We start from the raw sequence: 16,666 nt of genomic DNA, 5'->3' as shown, positions 1-16,666 counted from the left end.
CGCCGGGGTCTACTCGTGCGACGACGCTCGATCGGACGTCGGCGGGGCCCGGCTCGCGGGACCCGTCCGCGCCCGCGTCGACGCCGCCCCGCACCGACTGGCGCGTAACAAGTGGGCCTTAAGGACCGAACGACACAGTGACAGCACGGTGACTGGGGAGTGACCGTCGCATCGTATTCGGCCAGGGGATAGGGGGATCGCCGTGAGGGACGAGGCCATCAAGGGGCGAGCGCATCGAGCCGGGACGCACCGCGAACCGATCGCGGTCGTCGGGATCGGATGCCGCCTTCCGGGTGGAGTGCGCTCCGCCGCCGACTTCTGGGCGCTGCTCGACGAGGGGCGCGACGCGATCGTCGACATCCCGGCCGATCGCTGGAGCACGGACCGGTACTACGAGTCCGAGCGCACACCGGGTAAGAGCCGCGTGCGCCGCGGCGGCTTCCTCACCGACCCGGTCGACGAGTTCGATCCGGCCTTCTTCGGGATCTCCCCGGTGGAGGCGAGCTCGATGGACCCGCAGCAGCGACTGCTGCTGGAGGTCGCGTGGGAGTCCTTCGAGGACGCCGGGCTGCGCGCCGAGGATCTGGAGCATTCGCAGACCGCGGTCTTCACCGGCGGCTTCACGCTCGACTACAGCCAGATGCAGTTCTCCACGTCCGCCGCGGAGCCCCCGACCGTCGCCGCCCACACGGCGACGGGCGTCGTGATGACGATGCTGTCCAACCGCCTCTCCCACGCCTTCGACCTGCTCGGACCGAGCATGTCCGTCGACACGGCGTGCTCGTCGTCGCTCGTCGCGATCCACCTGGCGTGCCAGTCGATCTGGAACGGCGAGAGCGACCTCGCCGTGGCCGGCGGCGTCAACCTGATGCTCAGCCCGAACTTCACGGTGGCCGCATCGACGGGCGGCTTCCTCTCCCCCACCAGCACCTCGCGCGCCTTCGACGCGGCGGCCAACGGCTACGTCCGGGGCGAGGGCGCCGCGCTCGTCGTGCTCAAGCCGCTCGCGCAGGCCCGCGCCGACGGCGACCGGATCTACGCGACGGTCCTCGGCACCGCCGTCAGCCAGGACGGGCGCACGAACGGCATCACCGTCCCGAACGGCGAGAGCCAGAAGCGCGCCATCGAGGCCGCGCTCGCGAACGCCGGTGTCGACGCGGACACCGTCGACTACGTGGAGGCGCACGGCACCGGCACGCCGGTCGGCGACCCGATCGAGGCCAACGCGCTCGGCGAGGTCTACCGCGGTGACCGCCCCGCCGACCGACCGCTCGTGATCGGCTCCGTGAAGACGAACCTGGGGCACCTCGAGGCCGCCGCGGGCGTGGTCGGGTTCATCAAATCCGCGCTCGCGCTGGGTCACCGGCGGGTACCGCGGCATCTGCACCTCGACGCGCTCAACCCGGCCATCGACCTCGACGAGCTGCGGATCCGGATCGCCACCGAGCCGGCGGACCTGCGCCCCGAGGGCACCCTCCGGGCCGGCGTCAACTCGTTCGGCTTCGGCGGCACCAACGCGCACGCGATCCTCGAGTCCGTCCCCGTCGACACCCCCGTGCCGAGCGCGCCCACCGGGGGCGCCGTGCGCGACGGCGTCGCGGTCGTGCTGCCGCTCGCGGCGCGCAGCGAGCCCGCCCTCACGCAGCTCGCGGGCGCCTACGCCGGGCTCGTCGAGTCCGACGGTGCCGTCCCGCTCGCCGGGGCGCTCGCGCACCGGCGCAGCGCCCACCGCGCAGCACGGCTCGCGGTGGTGGCCACCACGGACGCCGAGGCCGCGGAGGCGCTGCGCGCCGCCGCGGACGGCACCCCGCACCAGGCCGCCCGGTCCGGTTCCGCGCTCGACGACGCCCGTCCGCTCGCCTTCGTCTACACCGGCATGGGCCCGCAGTGGTGGGGCATGGCCCGGGGCCTGCTGCAGCACAACACCGTCTTCCGCGCCGCGATCGACCGCTGCGACGCCGCGATCGCGCCGCTCACCGGCTGGTCGCTCACCGCCGCGCTGCTGGCCCCCGAGGCGGACTCCCGCATGGCCGAGTCCGTCGTCGCGCAGATCGCGAACTTCGGCGTGCAGTACGCGCTGACCAGGCTGTGGGAGTCCTTCGGCGTCCGGCCCGACCTCATCGTGGGGCACAGCGCCGGCGAGGTCGCGGCCGCCCTCGAGGCGGGCGCCCTGAGCTTCGCGGACGCCATCACCGTGATCGTGCACCGCGCCCGCCTCCAGCACACCGCGAGCGGGGGCGGCCGGCTGCTGGCCGTCGCACTCGGCGAGGCGGCCGCGGCCGAGCTGCCCGAGGTCGCGCGCGGCGAGGTCGAGTTCGCCGCGATCAACAGCCCGGATTCGGTCGCGCTGGTGGGGGCGCTCCCCGCGCTCAAGGCGCTCGCGGAACGGCTCGGCGCCGACGGCGTCTTCGCGCGGCTCGTCCCCGGCGACGTCCCCTACCACAGCCGCGCCATGGACCCGCTCGAGGCGGACGTCCGGGCCGCCCTCGCCGGGCTCAACCCCGGCGCACCGTCGATCCCGCTCTACTCGACGGTGACCGGCGCGCCGGTCCCGGCCGACGGCTCGCAGCCGCACGACGCCGAGTACTGGTGGCGCAACATCCGCCGCCCGGTGCTGTTCGGCGCCGCGGCGGACGTGCTGCTCGCCGACGGCGCCGCGACGTTCCTGGAGATCGGCCCCACCGCGGTGCTGGGCCGGGCGATCGCCGAGGTCGCCGCCGCCCGGGGGCGGTCGGTGACGACGACCGCGTCGCTGCGCCGCGACGGCGACGACGCCGAGTCCTTCGCCGCGGCACTCGCCGACCTGTGGGTGCGCGGCGTCGACGTCGACTTCTCCCCGCTCGCGCCCCGCGCGCCGATGCGGCCCCTGCCGGCGTACCCGTGGCAGACGGCCCGGTACTGGTCCGAGGGCGACGCCGGCCGCCGGGAGCGGCTGGCGGACACCGTCGAGCCCTACCTCGGCAACCGTTCCGACGGTGCCCTCCCGTCCTGGCGGCGGCTGCTCGACGGCACCGCGCCGCGGTCCCTCGCGGACCACGTGGTGCACGGCGCCACGCTCTTCCCCGGTGCCGGGTACCTCGAGATCGCGGCGGAGGTCGCGCGCGACGAGTACGGCGCCACCGCATGCACGCTGCTCGACGTCGCGTTCGAGACGGCGCTCGTGCACGGCGGGGGCGGCACCTACCTCATCGACACGAGCCTCGACGCCGACTCCGGCCGGATCGCCATCCACGGCAGGGTGCCGGGGGCCGGCCGGTGGGCCCGGCATGCGACCGCCGTACTGCGCCCCGCGCCGTCCGTCGCGCCCCGCCTCGACGTCAGGCCGGTCGCGGGCGCGACGGTCACCGAACACGCACTGTACGAGGGCTTCCGGGACGCGGGCTTCGCGTACGGGCCCGCGTACCGCCTGCTGCACGACGTGACCGTCGGCGACGGTGTCGCGACGGCCCGCATCCGCGACGTCGCCGCGGAGCCGGTCGCGGAGCGCGCGCCGGTCCTCGAGCCGAGCGTCCTCGACGCGGCCTTCCAACTGCTCCTCCCGCTGGCCTTCCAGCGCGCCGAGGGCGCCAAGCTGATCCCCGTCGGCGTCGATCGGGTGGTGATCCACGCCCGGCCCGAGGGGCCCGTCGTCGCGCGGGCCACCGCCCGCACCTCACCCGACCCCGCCACGATCAGCGGCGACGTGGTCCTCGCCGACGAACACGGCCGCGTGCTCGCCGAGGTGGAGGGCTTCACCGTCCGGATCCTCGACGACGCCGGCGCGGCGCCGCAGCGGGTGGGCACCGACTGGGTGTACGAGCAGGCCTGGGAGCCGCAGCCGACCGACGACCACGAGCGCTCCTCCGCCGAGGGGGCCTGGCTGCTCCTCGCCGACGGCACGGGTCTCGCGGACCGCCTCGCCGAGCGGCTCTCGGCCGCCGGGGGCACCCCCGTCCTGCTCCGCGCGGGCGCCGTCGCCGACGGTGCCCTACCGCCGGCCGACCGCACCGCCCTGGCCGACGCGCTGGACCGGACCGTTCCGGTCGGTGGCCTGCGGGGCATCGTCCACCTGTGGTCGCTCGACGCCCGGCCCGACGCGGCCGACCCGCTCCGGTGGACCGCGCAGGACGCCGTCCTCTCCGTGATGCACCTCGCGGCCGAGCTCGAGCAGCGCGGCCTCGCGGCGCCGACCTTCCTGGTCACGGACGGTGCGCAGCCCGTCGCAGGGGTGTCCGAGACCGGGCTCCTGCAGTCCTCGATGCTCGGCGTGGGCCGGGTACTGCACCACGAACTGAGCGGCCTGCAGGCCCGCCTGGTGGATCTCGATCCGCAGGACCGCGACGGCAGCACCGACCTACTGTTCGACGAGCTCACCGTCGCCGGCAGCGACGAGGACCAGGTGGCCTTCCGGGACGGCGCGCGGCTCGTCGCGCGCCTCCACCCGTCGGCCCGGTCCGGCGGGCGGATCCCCGCGCGGATGCGGCCCGACGGTGCCTACCTCGTCACGGGCGGCCTCGGCGCGCTCGGCCGGCTCGTGCTCGTCGCGCTCGCGGAGCGCGGCGCGGGCCACGTGATCGTGACCAGCCGCTCCGGGCTGCCGCCGCGGGACGAATGGGACTCCCTCACCGACGCCGCGCAGCGCGACGCCGTGACCGCGGTCCGGGCCACCGAGGCGGCGGGCGCGACCGTGCACGTGGCGGCCGTCGACGTGACGGACGCGCGGGCCCTCACCGAGTGCATCGCCAGGCTGCACGCGATGGGCGTCCCGGCCCTGCGCGGGGTCATCCACTCCGCCGGCGCCGTCGACGATCAGATCCTGGTGCGGATGACCCCGGAGCAGGTCGAGCGGGTGGTCCGCCCGAAGGTGCTCGGCGGCTGGGCGCTGCACGAGGCGACCGCCGGTGAGCCACTCGACTTCTTCACCTTGTTCTCGTCGATCTCGGCGGTGATCCCGTCGCCCGGGCAGGGCAACTACGCCGCCGGCAACGCCTTCCTCGACTCGCTGGCCCACTACCGTCGCGCGCAGGGCCTTCCGGCCCTGTCGATCAACTGGGGTCCGTGGGACGCGGGCATGATCGCCAGCCTCGGGCTGCGGGAGCTGTACGGGCAGCGCGGGATCGATCTCATCGATCCCGAGACGGGCATGACGCTCCTCGCCGAGCTGCTCGGCTCGGGCGAGGTGCAGCAGGGCGTGGTCTCCGCGCACTGGCCCACGGTCATCGGGAGCTACGCGCTCACCCCGATCCTCGTCGCCCACTTGGGCCGCGGGGAGGACGACGGGGACGACGAGGGCGAATCGATCCTCGAGCGGCTCGGCGCCGCCACCGCGGAGGACCGGGCGCCGATCGCCACCGACGGGGTGCGGCTCACCGTCTCGCGCGTGCTGCGGATGGCGGAGGAGCACATCCCCGACGACGAGCCGCTCGGCCGCCTCGGCGTGGACTCGATGCTCGCCACCGAACTGCGGATCCGGGTGGAACAGCAGTTCCGCGCGGCCCCGTCGATCGCCTTCCTCCTCGACGGCGCGACGGTGGCGACGATCGCCGCCGAGCTGCTCGCCACCCTCGACATCCCGTCGGGCGACGCCGAACCCGATGCCGAGGTCGACGACCTCGCCGCTCTGCTGGCGGACCTGGACGACGACGCGGTCGCCGCCCTGCTCGCCCAGTCCGAGACCACCGAACCGAACGCCGGAGGCCCCCGATGACCGAGATCGAAGACCGCCTCGCGGCACTGAGCCCGGCGCAACGTCGCGCGCTGCTGGCCCGGCTGGGCAAGACGCCGGCGGCCACACCGGCCACGCCGCCGATCACGGCGCGCGTGCGCGAGGGCGACGCCGTCCGGCTCTCGGCGACCCAGGAGAACATGTGGTTCCTGGAGCAGTTCCACCCCGGCACCGCCATGCACGTCATGTCCGGCGTCGCACGGCTGCCGATCGACGTCCCGGTGCACGTCTTCACGGACTGCCTGGCCGAGGTGATCGAGCGGCACCCGGTGCTGCGCACCCGGTTCGGGATGGAGGACGGCGAGCCGGTGGCGCGGATCGTCCCCGCGGAGCGGCCCGCGGTCGCCTTCCTCGACGGGATCGACGACGAACGGATGTGGGAGCGTTTCGCCGAGGACGCGCGGACGCCCTTCGACATCGCGCGGGAGCCGCTGTTGCGGGCGACGCTCGCGCGCAGCACCTCCGGCGGCACGTGGGTGCAGATCACGCTGCACCACATGGTGGCCGACGGCTACTCCACCGGGATCCTCTTCGCCGAGCTCGGGCGACTCGCGACCGGCCGGCTGGTCGGGCGGCTGCAGCAGCTCCCCGAGGTTCCGTTCCAGTACGCGGATGTGGCGCTGTGGGAGCGCGAGCACGCGGAGGTGGACGCCGACGCCGCGGACATCGCCTACTGGACCGCGCGCCTCGACGGTGCGCCGGCCGCGCTGACCCTGCCGACGGATCACCCCCGGCCGGCGCGCCAGGGATACCGCGGCCGTCGAACGGAGTTCGCACTCAGCGCCGAACGGGCCGCGGCCGTCCGCACCTTCAGCGCCGAGCACGGCGTCACCCCGTTCGTCACCGTGCTCTGCGCGTACGCGACGGTCCTGTCCCGCTGGTCCGCGCAGGACGGCGTCGTCATCGGCGTCCCCGTCGCGCAGCGTTCCCGGCCCGGCACCGAGCGCGTGATCGGCCCGTTCCTCAACACGCTCGCGCTGCCGGTCACCCTCGGCGAGGGCGCGACCGTCAAGGGCCTGCTCGCCCGGGTGAACGCGGAAGTGCGCGAGGGCTTCGCGCATCAGGACGCGCGCTTCGACCGCGTGCTGTCGGCCCTCGACCTCGGCCGCGATCCCGCCCGCCCGCCGCTGTTCCAGGCGATCCTCAACATGCAGGAGGACCGCAGCGCGCCCGAGATGGCGATGCGCGACCTGTACAACGGCTGCGCGAAGTTCGACGTGCTGCTCAACGTGACCACCACGCCCACGACGATGACGGGCACCCTGGACGTCGCCGCCGATCTGTTCGACCAGGAGACCGCCGACGCGCTGATCGACGGCTTCGTCGCGGTGCTCGACGCACTGACCGGGCCCGGTTCCCGCGGGGAACGGGAGATCTCGACACTCCCCCTCTCGACCGCGCCGCTCGCGATCGAACCGCCGCCGGCTCAGCCGGCGACCGCCGCGCTGGACGAGTACGTGCTTGCCGCGGCGGCCGGCGCCGCGGACCGCACGGCGATCGTCGTCGGGACGGAGCGGATCACCTACGCCGCGTTGGAGGCCCGCGTCGGCCGCCTCGCGGCCCGGATCGCGGAACGGCTCGACGCCCCGCCGCAGACGCCAGTGGGGCTGCTGCTGCCGCGATCGGCGGACGTCGTCGTCGCCATGCTCGCGACGCTGCGGGCCGGCTACTCCTTCGTGCCGCTCGACCCCGCCTACCCCGCCGAACGCCTCGAATTCATCTGCGCCGACGCGGGGATCCCCGCGCTCGTCACCTCCGCCGCACACCTGGCCGAAGTGCCGGGCCTCGACCTCCCGTGGATCGACGTCGCCGACGCGCCCGCCGGGCCGGTCCCGGCACCGTCGGGCGGCGATCCCGCGACCCGAACGGCGTACATGCTCTACACCTCCGGGTCCACGGGACGTCCTAAGGGCGTGCGGGTCTCGCACCGCAACGTCGTCACGTTCCTCGAGGCGATGCGCGCCGAGCCGGGCATGACGGCGGCGGACACGCTGCTGGCCGTCACCAGCCCGTCGTTCGACATCGCGATCCTCGAGCTCCTGCTCCCGCTCGCCGCGGGGGCGCGCGTCGTGATCGCCGACGGTGACGACGCCCGCGACGGCGACCGCCTCGCGGCGCTGCTCGAGGAGCACGCGGTGACCGTCATGCAGGCCACGCCGACCACCTGGCACCTGCTGCTCGACGCCGGATGGTCCGGCACGCGCGGGCTGCGGGCGCTGTGCGGCGGCGAGGCGATGCCCGCCGTGCTCGCCGGCCGGCTCCTCGCCCGCGTCGACGAACTGTGGAACATGTACGGCCCCACCGAGACCACCATCTGGTCGACGGTGCACCGGGTCACCGACGCCGACGTCGCCACGGGCGCGATCCCGATCGGGCACCCGATCCGCGGCACCGGGATCGTGATCGCCGACGCCACCGCCGCGCCCGTCCCCGACGGCGTCTTCGGCGAGCTGTGCATCATCGGCGACGGGGTGACCCTCGGCTACCACGATCGGCCCGAGCTGACGGCCGACCGGTTCGTGGCCCTGGCCGGCGCGGTTCCGGTGCGGGCGTACCGGACGGGCGACCTGGTGCGCCGGTTCCGCGACGGGCGGATCGATTTCGGCGGCCGGATCGACACGCAGGTGAAGGTGCGCGGATTCCGCGTCGAGCTGGGCGAGATCGAGAGTGCCCTCGAGACCGCCCTGCCCGGCGTCCGGGCGATCGCCGCGGTCGACGCCGACGGGGCCGCGGTCACCGCCTACCTCGAGTGCCCGGCCGAGCAGTTGGGCGATACGGGCGCCCTGCTCGCGGGCCTGCGGGAGACCCTGCCGCCGTACATGGTGCCGAGCGCCTTCGCGGTCGTCGACGCCTTCCCTCTGACGCCGAACCGCAAGATCGACCGCAAGGCCCTGGCTGCCCGCGGCGGCGCGCCCGTCGCGCTCGCGGCCGCGAGCGGCACGGAGCACGTCGCCGCCCGCACCGACCTGGAACGCGACCTCACCGCCATCTGGACCGACCTGCTGTCGCTGCGGACGGCGCCGGGCGTCCGCGACGACTTCTTCCTCCTGGGCGGGCACTCACTGCTCGCCACCAAGCTCGTGTTCCGGGTGCGGGAGAAGCTCGGGCGCGTGGTGCCGCTGCCGGCGTTGTTCGCCGGCGAGCTCACGATCGAGCGGCTCGCGGCGATCCTCGAGCAGGGCGGCGCAGGCTTCGAGAGCAGTCTGGTCCTCGCCGACGAGGTGGTGCTCCCGGAGCACATCCGGCCCGCGCCGGGCGCCCCCGTGCGGAGCGCGACCGACCCGCGGAACCTCTTCGTCACGGGTGCGACGGGCTTCGTCGGCTCGTTCCTGCTCGCGGAGCTGCTGACCACGACGTCGGCCACGATGCACTGCCTGGTCCGCGCCGGCTCACCCGAGGAGGGCTTCGACCGGATCCGCGCGACGATGCGCGACTACGGGATCTGGGACGACGCCCACGCGGGCCGGATCGTCGCGGTACCGGGCGACCTGACCCGCCCGCGGCTCGGCCTGAGCGACGCCGCCTGGGCGGACCTGGCGGCCACGGCCGACGGCATCATGCACTGCGGCGCCGACGTGAACTTCCTGCGGCCGTACGCGACGCTGAAGTCCGCGAACGTCGCCGGTACGGTCCAGGTGCTCGCCCTGGCCTGCGACGGCCCGGTCAAGCCCGTGCACTTCGTCTCGACGACGTACGTCTTCTCCCGCTTCTCCTACCCGCAGGACACCGTCTTCGCCGAGGACGACCGCAGCCCCGTCCAGGACCCGCGGTTCACCTTCGGCTACACCCAGTCCAAGTGGGTGGGCGAGCAACTCGTCTTCGAGGCACGGTCGCGCGGCGTCCCGACGTACGTCTACCGCACGGGCCGCGTTGCCGGCCACAGCCGCACCGGCGCGTGCCAGCTGTCGGACTTCCTGTGGCAGACGATCCGGCTCGGCGTCGCCCTCGGTGCGGCCCCGACGATGGACATGGCGACCGACATCACGCCCGTCGACTACGTGGTCGGGGCGATCGCGCACCTCGCCGGGCAGCAGGAACTCGCGGGTCGCACCTTCCACGTGGTCTCCCCCGAGACCGTCGCGGTGCCGGACCTGGTGCGGTGGATGTCCGACTTCGGCTACGCCGGAGAGGAACTGCCCTTCGGGCAGTGGTGCGAGCGCGCCGCGGACCTGGCCGAGCGCGACGGCGACGAGACCGCCGCGGCGCTGGCGCCGTTCCTGTCGGCGACACCGCTCGACAACATGCCCGATGCCACCTTCGACGACGCGAACGTGCGGGAGGGCCTGGCCGGCAGCGGCATCGCGTGCCCGCCGATCGACGGCGCCCTGCTGCGCCGCTACTTCGAGTGGTTCATCGACTGCGGCTACCTTCCCGCACCGTCGTCCCTGGAGCTTCCGGAAAGCGCGGCCTCATGAGCGGCACCTCCCCCCGCGGGCCGGTGGAGCGGACCACCACCACGCTCCGCGAGCGGCGCCGGCGGACGCCCGTGCCGCCCGGCATTCCCGCCACGCTCCCGGTGCGCACGCGGGCGTCGCGCCCGTCGGTCACCGCGTCGCGGCCGCTGCCCGTCTCCCGTCCGGCGCTGCCCGCCCGGTCACCGGCCGCCTCGGCCCCGTCCGCGCGCCCGGCTCCGTCGACACGCCCGGCTCCCCCGGCTCCCTCGGACCTGTCCGCGCCGACCGCCCAGGCCGCCCCGGCTCCGGCGGCTCCGGCGGCTCCGGCCGAGCGCGTGCCGGCCTCGCAGGCGGCGGGTCGCCCGCCGGCTCTCCCGGCCGCGCCGCACCCGGCCACGCAGAACCCGGTGGTGCCGCCGCCCCCGCCGGGGCGCCCCGCACCCGCCGGCCTCCCGAAGCCCGGCCCCGGTCCCGGTGCGCCGCCGGTCATCAGCGTGCGGAACCTGGTCAAGAGCTACGGCGACGTGCGCGCCGTGGACGGCGTCTCGTTCGACGTCGCGGGCGGCAGCACCTTCGCCTTCCTCGGCACCAACGGCGCGGGCAAGTCGACCACGATCAGCTGCATCACCACGCTGAAATCCCTGACGTCCGGATCGATCCACGTCGCGGGCCTGGAGGTGGGCAAGCAGGACCTCGACATCCGCCGCGCGATCGGCGTCGTCTTCCAGGAGTCCCTGTTGGACCCGGTGCTGTCGGTGCAGGAGAACCTGGCGCTGCGCGCGACCTTCTACGGCATCGACGCGAAGACGGCGAAGGAGCGGATCGCGGGCCTGTCGTCGCTGCTCGGGCTCCAGGAGTTCCTGACGCGCCGGTACAAGGCCCTCTCGGGCGGGCAGAAACGGCGCGCCGACATCGCGCGGGCGCTGATCCACCAGCCCCGCATCCTGTTCCTCGACGAACCGACGACGGGGTTGGATCCGGACTCGCGCGACCGCGTCTGGTCGACCATCCTCGACCTGCAGAAGCGGCTGCGGCTCACCGTCTTCCTCACCACGCACTACATGGAGGAGGCGGAGCGGGCCGACCGCGTCGCGATCATCGATCACGGCCGGATCGTCACCGCCGGCACGCCGACGGAGCTGCGCAGCGCCCACGCGAAGGACGAACTGCGGGTCACCCTGCGGGATCCCCGCCGCTTCGACGAGGTCGTGGGCCCGCGCGCGCAGCGCGCCGGCAACGAGCGTCGGGTCACCGTCGAGTCGAGCCGGGAGGCCATGGCCCTGCTGCGCGACTTCGACCACGACATCGCCGATTTCGAGTTCCGGCACGGGACGATGGACGACGTCTTCCTGGCCATCACCCGGAACGGTGGCCGCTGATGCTCGCGAATCTCACCCGGCGCAACGTCGTCGTCTTCTTCCGCGATCCGGCGGCGGTGTTCTTCTCACTGCTCTCACCGATCATCCTGTTCGTGCTGTTCTCCGCCTTCCTCGGCGGCGTGCAGACCGACGCGCTGCAGAAGTCGCTCCCCGCCGCGAGCGCGGACGACGTGGACGCCTTCGTCTACTCCTGGGTGATCGCCAACCTGGTCATGATCACCACCGCGACGACCAGCCTTTCGGCGCTCGTCGTGTTCGTCAACGACAGGGTGGGCAACGTCTTCCGAGACTTCCTGGTCTCCCCGATCAGCAGGCTCCAGATGATCCTGAGTTACCTCCTGGGCGCCTTCGTGGTCTCCGTCGCGCTGAGCACCACGGTGTTCGTGCTCGCGGACGTCTACCTCGGCGTCGTCCACTCCGCGGCGCTCTCGGTGGGCGCCTTCGCCCAGGCCTTCGCGCAGTTGGTCGGCTTCTGCCTGCTGTTCTCGGCGATCTGGAGCCTGGTGGTCACGTTCATCGGCTCCGCCGGCGTCTTCACCTCGGTCGCGACGATCGTGGGGACCGCGGGCGGCTTTCTCGCCGGCGCCTACATCACGGTCGGCGCCCTGCCGAGCGGCGTGGTGACGTTCATGAATCTGCTCCCGCTGAACCAGGCCGCGACGCTGATGCGCGGGCCCTTCACCCGCGCGCCGCTCGATGCCCTGGTGGGCACCTCCGACGAGGCCCGCGCGACGGTCCAGGAGGAGTACGGACTCATCCCCCACATCGCGTCCGCGCAGGTCCCGGAGTGGGCGATCTGGGTGTTGTTCGCCGGTCTGTTCCTCGTCTTCGTCCTCCTCGGCGCGTGGCGCATCGGCCGCAGGATCGGGTAGTCGGGGAATGATCGGGCCAGGGCTAGCGGCGATCCTCTCGCCCTCTGATCGCGCCCGCCACCCGTTCACCCGCGACGAGCACCGACGCCGCTAGTGCCAGGACGGTGATCTGCAACGAGTAGTCCGCCCAACCGTTGACGACGAGCAGGACGAGGCCGACGACCAGCGCCACCCCGACCACGATCACGAACGCCGCGACGAGGCTCTTCCCGATGAAATCCATGATCTTCACGATCAACATTCCATATTCTAAACACGGGACGGTGGTCCGAGCCCGTCGCACGTCGCCGCCTCCGGGTGCGAGCGCAGCCGGTGACGTCGCCGTAACAATCCGGCCCGAACCCGGAAACACCGCGCGGGCACGGTTGCGGCATGGATGTGCAGACGGTGTGCGGGTACTGCGGGGTGGGCTGCGGCCTCACCCTGCAGGTGCGCGACGGTGCCGTCACCGGCTCCGTCGGCACGAAGGACCACCCGGCGAACCGGGGCCGACTGTGCACCAAGGGCACCACCACCGTCGATCTGCTCGCCGCCGGCGGCCGCCAGACGCGCGCGGAGCTGCGCACGGATCGGGACGCGCCCCGCGGCCCCGTCGGCCTCGCGGACGCGATCACGGCGACCGGCGAGCGACTACGGGCCATCCGCGACGAGCACGGACCCGACGCTATCGCCCTGTACGTGAGCGGGCAGATGACACTGGAGGCGCAGTACCTCGCGACCAAGCTGGCCAAGGGCTTCCTGCGCACGAAGTGGATCGAATCCAACTCGCGGCTGTGCATGGCGAGCGCCGGCACCGGCTACAAGCAGTCCCTGGGCTCCGACGGCCCGCCCGGCAGCTACGACGACCTCGACCACGCCGATGTCTTCCTCGTCATGGGCGCCAACATGGCGGACTGCCACCCCATCCTCTTCCTGCGGATGATGGACCGGGTCAAGGCGGGCGCGAAGCTCGTCGTGGTCGACCCGCGCCGCACCGCCACGGCCGCGAAGGCCGACCTGCACCTGGCCGTCCGGCCGGGCACCGACCTCGCGCTGCTCAACGGCCTTCTCCGACTACTGACCGAGAAGAACGCGCTGGACACGGATTTCATCGCCGCCCACACGGAGGGCTGGGACGCCATGCCCGCCTTTCTCGAGGACTACCCGGTGGACCGTGTCGCGGAGATCACGGGCCTCGCCGCCGCCGATATCGAGCGCACCGCCGAGCTCATCGGCGGTGCCGCGAACTGGACGAGCCTGTGGACCATGGGCCTGAACCAGTCGACCCACGGCACCTGGAACACGATCGCGCTGTGCAACCTGCACCTCGCCACCGGCGCGATCTGCCGCACCGGTGCGGGTCCCTTCAGCCTCACCGGTCAGCCGAACGCCATGGGCGGCCGCGAAATGGGGTACATGGGGCCGGGTCTGCCGGGACAGCGCTCCGTCCTCGACGACGGCGACCGAGCACACGCCGAGGCCCTCTGGGGCCTGCCCGAAGGCACGATCCGCGCCGAGGCCGGGCAGGGCACCGTCGAGATGTACCGCGAGCTGGCGGGCGGGTCGGTGAAGGCGGCGTGGATCATCTGCAGCAACCCCGTCGCGTCGATGGCCAACCGCTCCACGGTGATCGACGCCCTTCGGTCGGCGGAGCTGGTGGTCGTGCAGGACGCCTACACGGGCACGGAGACCGCCGCGTACGCCGACGTCGTGCTCCCCGCGGCGCTGTGGGCCGAGACCGACGGCGTGATGGTCAACTCGGAGCGCTCCCTGACCCGCACCGCGGCCGCGACGCCGCCGCCCGGCGACGCCCTGCCCGACTGGAAGCTGATCTGCCTCATCGCCGCCGAGCTCGGGTACGGCGCGGACTTCGACTACCCCGACGCCGCGGCGGTCTTCGACGAGCTCAAGGTCTTTCACAATCCGCGGACCGGTTGGGACGTGCGCGGCGTCGACCACGCACGCCTCGCCCGCGGACCCGTGCAGTGGCCCGCCGCGCCGGGCGGGCCCGACCGAAACCCGATCCGGTACATCGACCCCGCACACGCCGCGCGGGGCCCCGTCTTCGCCACCCCGTCCGGTCGGGCGCGCTTCCTCCCGCGGCCGTACCTGCCGCCCGCGGAGCTGCCCGACGACGAGTATCCGCTGATCCTCACGACCGGGCGCCTCGCACACCAGTGGCACACCATGACCAAGACGGGCCGCGTCGCGAAGCTCAACCGGCTCAACCCCGCACCCTTCCTCCAGCTCAACCCCGAGGACGCCGGGCGGCTCGGCCTCGCCGACGGCGCGTCGGTGCGGGTCTCCAGCCGGCGCGGCGGCGCGACGCTGCCGGTCGCCGTGGACGACGCCGTCCGCCCCGGAGTCTGCTTCGCCCCCATGCACTTCGCCGACGCCTTCGGAGAGGATGTGGCCGTGAACGCGGTGACCAACGACGCCGTCGACCCCGAGTCCCTGCAGCCCGAGTTCAAAGTGAGCGCCGTCGCTCTCACGCCGGTGCCGGCGGATCCGCCCGCCCCGGCCGAGACTCCGGCGTCCCCGCTCGCGGCGGCGCTCGCGCCGTACGCCTCCGGCCCGGGCGAGCTGACCGCCGAGGCGTCGGGCTTCCTCGGCGGCCTGCTCACGGGCCTGAGCGTCGCGCCACCGTCGGGCGTGCCGACGGTGCCCGGCGACGCGCCACTCGCCCCGACCGCCCGCGCCTGGCTCGAGGGCGTCCTGGCCGGCGTGTACGGCGCGCTCCCCGCTGACGCGCGGGCCCCGGGGGCCACGGCGACCGTGGTCTGGGCGTCCCAGACGGGCACCGCGGAGGCCTACGCGGACGACTGCGCCACGGCGCTGCGCGGCGCGGGCATGACGGCGACGGTCCTCGGCGCCGAACGGGTCTCGCCCGCGCAACTCTCCGGCACGGTGCTGTTCCTGGTCGCCACGACCGGCGACGGCGAGGCCCCCGACAACGGCGTCGCGCTGTGGGACGCGCTGGCCGCCGCGGAGCCCGGCGAACTGGGCGATCTGCGCTTCTCCGTGCTCGGCTTCGGCGACCCGTCGTACGCCGACTTCTGCGGCTTCGCGCGCAAGCTGGACGCCCGGCTCGAACACCTCGGGGCCACCCGGCTGGCACCTCGCGCCTCCTGCGAGCCCGACTACGCCGACACCGCCGCCGCCTGGCTCGCCGCCGTGGTGGCCGCGCTGGATCCGGATGCCGCACCGCCGCGGCCGCCCGCGGCCGAGCCGACGGGGCACTCCCGGACCAACCCGCTGCGCACCCGACTGCTTCAGTCCGAGTCCCTCTCCGGCGAGGGGTCGGCGAAGGACGTGCGCCGCTTCACCTTCGCGCTCCCGTCCGCCGCGCTCACCTACCGCGCCGGCGACGCCCTCGGGATCTGGCCGGTGAACTCGGGCGCCGTGGTGGAGGAGTTCTGCGCCCGCACGGGAGTGTCCCGCGACTCCCCGGACCTGGACCGCAAGGATCTGACCCGGATCACCCCGGAGCTCCTGCGCTTCGTCGCGGACCGGTGCGAGGCGGGCGACGAACTGCGCGGTGTCCTCGACGAGCCCACGACGTTCGCCGATTGGGCCTGGGGCCGGCAACTGCTCGACCTGCTCGCCGCGCACCCCGTCGAGGCCGAGCCGGCCGAGTGGGAGGCCCTGCTGCGACCGCTGACGCCGCGGCTGTACTCGATCTCGTCGAGCCCGCGGGAGGATCCCGACCGCGTCTCGATCACCGTCTCCGTGGTGGGCTTCGAACACGACGGACGGCGCCGCGGCGGCACCTGTTCGACGCACCTCGCGGGCCTCGACGCGGGCGGCGAGGTGGACGTCTTCGTGCAGCCGACCCGCGGCTTCCTGCCGCCGGAGGACGCCGACGCACCGGCGATCATGATCGGCCCCGGCACGGGCATCGCTCCCTTCCGCGGCTTCCTGCACGACCGCGCACGCAGCGGCGCGACGGGACCGAACTGGCTGTTCTTCGGCGAGCAGCACGAGGCCACCGACTTCTACTACCGGACCGAGCTCGACGCCCTCGCCGCCGACGGGGTGCTCACCCGGCTGGACACCGCCTTCTCCCGGGACTCGCCCCGGAAGGTGTACGTGCAGGACAGGATGCGCGAGCAGGCCGCCGAGCTGTGGGACTGGATCCGGCGCGGGGCGCACGTGTACGTGTGCGGGGACGCGGCCCGCATGGCCCGCGACGTGGACGAGGCCCTGCGCGGTATCGTCGCCGAACACGGCCACATGGCCCCGCGGAGTGCGGACGCCTACCTGGCGGCGCTGTCCGCCGAACGGAGATACGTGCGTGACGTCTACTGACCCCGACCCGGCCGCGTCCTGCGACGCGGC

General features: G+C 73.8%; 6 protein-coding genes. 5 read left to right on the top strand and 1 reads right to left on the bottom strand.

Translation table 11 applies throughout. From position 1 onward, the window contains the following. The first annotated feature begins 202 nt into the window (after positions 1-202). From ACNAYW_RS21150 to ACNAYW_RS21135, 4 genes are read left to right on the top strand one after another with little or no spacing between them, the layout of a single operon-like run. Positions 203-5,686 (top strand): type I polyketide synthase, encoded by a 5,484-nt coding sequence (locus ACNAYW_RS21150; RefSeq protein ID WP_415851608.1) that lies wholly within the window; start codon positions 203-205, stop codon positions 5,684-5,686. After that, entirely contained in the window at positions 5,683-10,119 is a 4,437-nt protein-coding gene (locus tag ACNAYW_RS21145) for a non-ribosomal peptide synthetase (RefSeq protein WP_415851607.1), read from the top strand. The genes ACNAYW_RS21150 and ACNAYW_RS21145 overlap by 4 nt, the downstream gene beginning before the upstream one ends. After that, a complete protein-coding gene (locus tag ACNAYW_RS21140; RefSeq protein ID WP_415851606.1) occupies positions 10,116-11,477 on the top strand; it encodes an ABC transporter ATP-binding protein in 1,362 nt (453 codons plus the stop codon). Before ACNAYW_RS21145 ends, ACNAYW_RS21140 begins: the two co-directional genes overlap by 4 nt. Then, on the top strand, positions 11,477-12,349 hold the full coding sequence (locus ACNAYW_RS21135) for an ABC transporter permease (protein ID WP_415851605.1): 873 nt from the start codon (positions 11,477-11,479) through the stop codon (positions 12,347-12,349). The genes ACNAYW_RS21140 and ACNAYW_RS21135 overlap by 1 nt, the downstream gene beginning before the upstream one ends. Before the next feature lie 22 nt (positions 12,350-12,371). Here ACNAYW_RS21135 and ACNAYW_RS21130 read toward each other — a convergent pair whose 3' ends face one another. Beyond that, positions 12,372-12,590: a hypothetical protein gene (locus ACNAYW_RS21130; RefSeq protein ID WP_415851604.1), complete on the bottom strand. Its 219-nt coding sequence runs from the start codon at positions 12,588-12,590 to the stop codon at positions 12,372-12,374. A gap of 131 nt (positions 12,591-12,721) precedes the next feature. Between ACNAYW_RS21130 and ACNAYW_RS21125 the strand changes: the two genes are divergently transcribed. After that, the gene (locus ACNAYW_RS21125) at positions 12,722-16,636 is read left to right on the top strand and encodes a molybdopterin-dependent oxidoreductase (protein ID WP_415851603.1); all 3,915 of its coding nucleotides are present in this window, start codon (positions 12,722-12,724) and stop codon (positions 16,634-16,636) included. Positions 16,637-16,666: the final 30 nt, after the last annotated feature.

It is taken from the genome of Tsukamurella ocularis, assembly GCF_965138335.1.
GTDB classification, from domain to species: domain Bacteria; phylum Actinomycetota; class Actinomycetes; order Mycobacteriales; family Mycobacteriaceae; genus Tsukamurella; species Tsukamurella ocularis_A.
This window is presented reverse-complemented; position numbering and strand designations above follow the sequence as displayed.

Excerpts from the sequence above, each read along its gene's own strand:
- ACNAYW_RS21130 (WP_415851604.1), bottom strand. The coding sequence starts at position 12,590 with ATGTTGATCGTGAAGATCATGGATTTCATCGGGAAGAGCCTCGTCGCG.
- ACNAYW_RS21135 (WP_415851605.1), top strand. The coding sequence starts at position 11,477 with ATGCTCGCGAATCTCACCCGGCGCAACGTCGTCGTCTTCTTCCGCGAT.
- ACNAYW_RS21145 (WP_415851607.1), top strand. The coding sequence starts at position 5,683 with ATGACCGAGATCGAAGACCGCCTCGCGGCACTGAGCCCGGCGCAACGT.
- ACNAYW_RS21125 (WP_415851603.1), top strand. The coding sequence starts at position 12,722 with ATGGATGTGCAGACGGTGTGCGGGTACTGCGGGGTGGGCTGCGGCCTC.
- ACNAYW_RS21140 (WP_415851606.1), top strand. The coding sequence starts at position 10,116 with ATGAGCGGCACCTCCCCCCGCGGGCCGGTGGAGCGGACCACCACCACG.